The sequence below is a fragment of the Oleiphilus sp. HI0117 genome, from assembly GCF_001635235.1.
This window is the reverse complement of the sequence record NZ_LWGA01001253.1, coordinates 1-2,821: the sequence shown is the minus strand read 5'-3', so window position 1 is coordinate 2,821 and position 2,821 is coordinate 1. Positions and strand designations below refer to the sequence as shown.

The following is a 2,821-nucleotide window of genomic DNA, read 5'->3' as shown; positions in this document are numbered from 1 at the left end:
GTTAACACACACTGCGTAGATTTGATTTCCTCCCTATTCTGCTTAGATCTTATCGATGTAACTTGCCCGCGCAAGGGCTTGGTTGGCAGGTGTGCTAATTGGGGAAAACTCTTGGTGTCATTAGAGTTTGCAATGACAAGATGCCTTGTGTGAAAAAGGCCTGAATTTGTTTCTATGGTCCAGCTTGAGTCTGTATTTTGGCTGATCTGCTTCGCTTCGCAGTTGTAAAATGGCGTGATGGTAGCCTGCGACTTAGCTGGCTTATCGCTAAGTAATATTTTTGCGTAGACTTTAGGGTCAAGCCAGCCCGCATTCTCAAACCATAAGCCGCCACAGGAGTGTTTCAAGCCAGACTTTTCTGAGGCTTCATCTGCGCATATTGGCCGTATAAAATCAGCTGGCAGCTTGGTGTTATTGGCAAAGCGGGTTTGCTTGGCCGCTTCCTTATCACTCCATGCTAGCTGCAGTAAACCGCAAGGGTGCCAGAATTCATTATCAAAGTTTGCCTGTAGCCGCGGGTAATAGCGTAAGCTGTAGGCAAGGCAATGCTCTACGAAGTTAAACGTTTTGTTTCTCTCACTGGGAAACTTTGCGTACATTACCAGTTGGCTCTGGCCGCTGGCACCAGAAACAGGTGCTGGGCGAGTATCTATTATCGCAACATCCAGCCCGCGTTGATACAGCGCTGAAGCAGTGCTGATACCCGCTAAACCGGCCCCAATAATAACGGTATCGAAAGACTTGGACTCGTCTTTATCTAAGGCGGCAGCCGTAGAGTTCCTAACGGAATTCTTTATCAGTGTTTGTGGGTAAGCCCAATTTGTTTTGCTTGAAGGTAAGTGGTCGGTAGAACTGAGGTCTTGTTTTGTAATAGAGCCAAGAAGCATCTCTCGTTTTTTGCCAAAGCCTTTCTGGCGCTTAACACTGAAACCTGCCGATTCTAGCCCTCGTCTTACAGCTGACGCAGCGGCGAAGGTGGAAAAAGTGGCTCCGTCAGATGATAGTCTGGCAACTTCTTTAAAAAGAGCAGGTGACCACATTTCCGGGTTCTTATTAGGGGAAAAACCGTCCAGGTACCAGCAATCTGCCATAAAACGGTATTCATCCAGGGACTCATAAATATCCCCAAAAACCAGTGTGAGGATGACTCGGCCACACTCGAACTTCAGTGTGTGGTGTCCTTTTATAGTGAAAGGATAGTCGTCGCATAGTTGGGAAGATAAATCTGCAAGCTCAGGCCATTTACTCAAAGAGTTTCTAAGATCTGATAGAGATAGTGGGTGTTTTTCGAATGAGATGTAGTGAAAGTCACGACGGCCTTTTTCTTCACAGGCCAGCCATTGTCGCCAGCTTAAGAGAAAGTTTAGCCCGGTACCAAATCCTGCTTCAGCGACGATAAAGGGTTTTAGTGCGAAGCTTTTACCTATTAGTCTAGATGCGAGTTGATTGGCTTCAATGAAAACATATTGGCTCTCTTTAAGGCCATCAACAAGCGAGAAGTAAACGTCATCGTATTCTTTCGAGGCTGGAATATCGCCTTCCCAGCCAAGATTAGCTACCGAAAAATTGTCGACTTCTCTATTCATATTTTATGGCTTGCTATTGCTTGGTTGCGGGTGCCGGACTTTCAGGCTCGGAGCTCGGTTCGGTAATTGTAATTGATTGAATGATTATTGTGTCTATGGGAATGTCTCGCATATAACCATCAGACTTGGTGGCGACCTTAGATATCTTATCGGCTATTTCGAGTCCTTTAGTTACTTTGCCAAATACGGCATAACCCGCGTTGTGCCCGGATTTATTAAGCTGCATATTGTCTTTAACATTTATGAAGAACTGAGAAGTCGCAGAATGCGGGTCGTTCGTTCGTGCCATGGCGATAGTGCCGCGTAAATTAGGAATAAAAGAATTAGCTTCGTTCTTAATGGGCGAAGAGACGGGCTTTCGTCTCATTTTTTGATCAAAACCGCCACCTTGAACCATAAAGTTGGGAATAACGCGATGAAAGATAGTGTTGTTATAAAAGCCTTCGTTAGCGTAACGGATGAAGTTCGCAACGGTTACGGGAACGCGGTCTTTAAAAAGGTCGAGCTCGATAATGCCAAGGTTGGTTGTGATGGTCGCTTGAGTCGTATTGCTATTCATTTCTTTTGCATGACTTGCTAGCGCAAAACAGCACAAAGATATAAATGTTAAATGGCACACAAATTTATTAAATAAGGATAGATTGGAATTTCTCATGGTGTGTATTTCAACTCTATATAAATTAATTGGGAAAGGTTAATTAAATCAGCAAGCTATGAATATTTTCGGTGCTTAGTATAAAGCAAAAACGGTGTCTATTCACATGAATAGACACAGGATAACATCTTGTTACTGACCGAAATCAATCTCCCACATACAAATTGGCTTTTTCTGGCCATTATTTCACCAACTACTTAGATGGCTGTATATATTTTAATAAGCCATTAATGATTCAGAGTACCTTAATAAGATAAAGATCGACTATCCCGGGGGAAGTATGACTAAGCATAATGAGCAAATAGCAAAATCCAGACTTGGGCGCTTATTAGTAAACCGCGGTTATATTAGCGAAGCGCAACTTGATCAAGCACTTCAGCTTCAAGCCTCCGAGAACATGATGCTTGGTGAGGTCTTAATTAAGCAAGGCTGGATTAGTGAGAAAGAGCTAAATAGAACACTTAAGCATCAGTCTCGTTACCGTTACACTGCAGCATTTGTTGCTTTGGCTGCGGCGCCGTTTCAACCGATGCTTGCTATGGCTGCGAGTCCCGCTGCAGCTTTACCAATTAATAACACC

The 2,821-nt window shown here is 43.9% G+C and carries 2 protein-coding genes and 1 pseudogene; 1 reads left to right on the top strand and 2 read right to left on the bottom strand.

What is annotated here, in order from left to right; genetic code table 11:
* Both mnmD and A3757_RS21860 read right to left on the bottom strand, forming a co-directional pair.
* Positions 1–1,586, bottom strand: a 1,586-nt coding sequence (gene mnmD / locus A3757_RS21865) for a tRNA (5-methylaminomethyl-2-thiouridine)(34)-methyltransferase MnmD (RefSeq protein ID WP_068740283.1), incomplete at its 3' end; no start/stop codon positions are given.
* 13 nt (positions 1,587–1,599) lie between these two features.
* The gene (locus tag A3757_RS21860) at positions 1,600–2,145 is read right to left on the bottom strand and encodes a peptidylprolyl isomerase (protein WP_068554665.1); all 546 of its coding nucleotides are present in this window, start codon (positions 2,143–2,145) and stop codon (positions 1,600–1,602) included.
* A gap of 376 nt (positions 2,146–2,521) precedes the next feature.
* Between A3757_RS21860 and A3757_RS21855 the strand changes: the two are divergent.
* Positions 2,522–2,821, top strand: a pseudogene (locus A3757_RS21855) (type II secretion protein ATPase); the annotation flags it as partial.

Bases quoted from the DNA above. Each gene is read 5' to 3' on its own strand.
- A3757_RS21860 (WP_068554665.1), bottom strand. From the start codon at position 2,145: ATGAATAGCAATACGACTCAAGCGACCATCACAACCAACCTTGGCATT.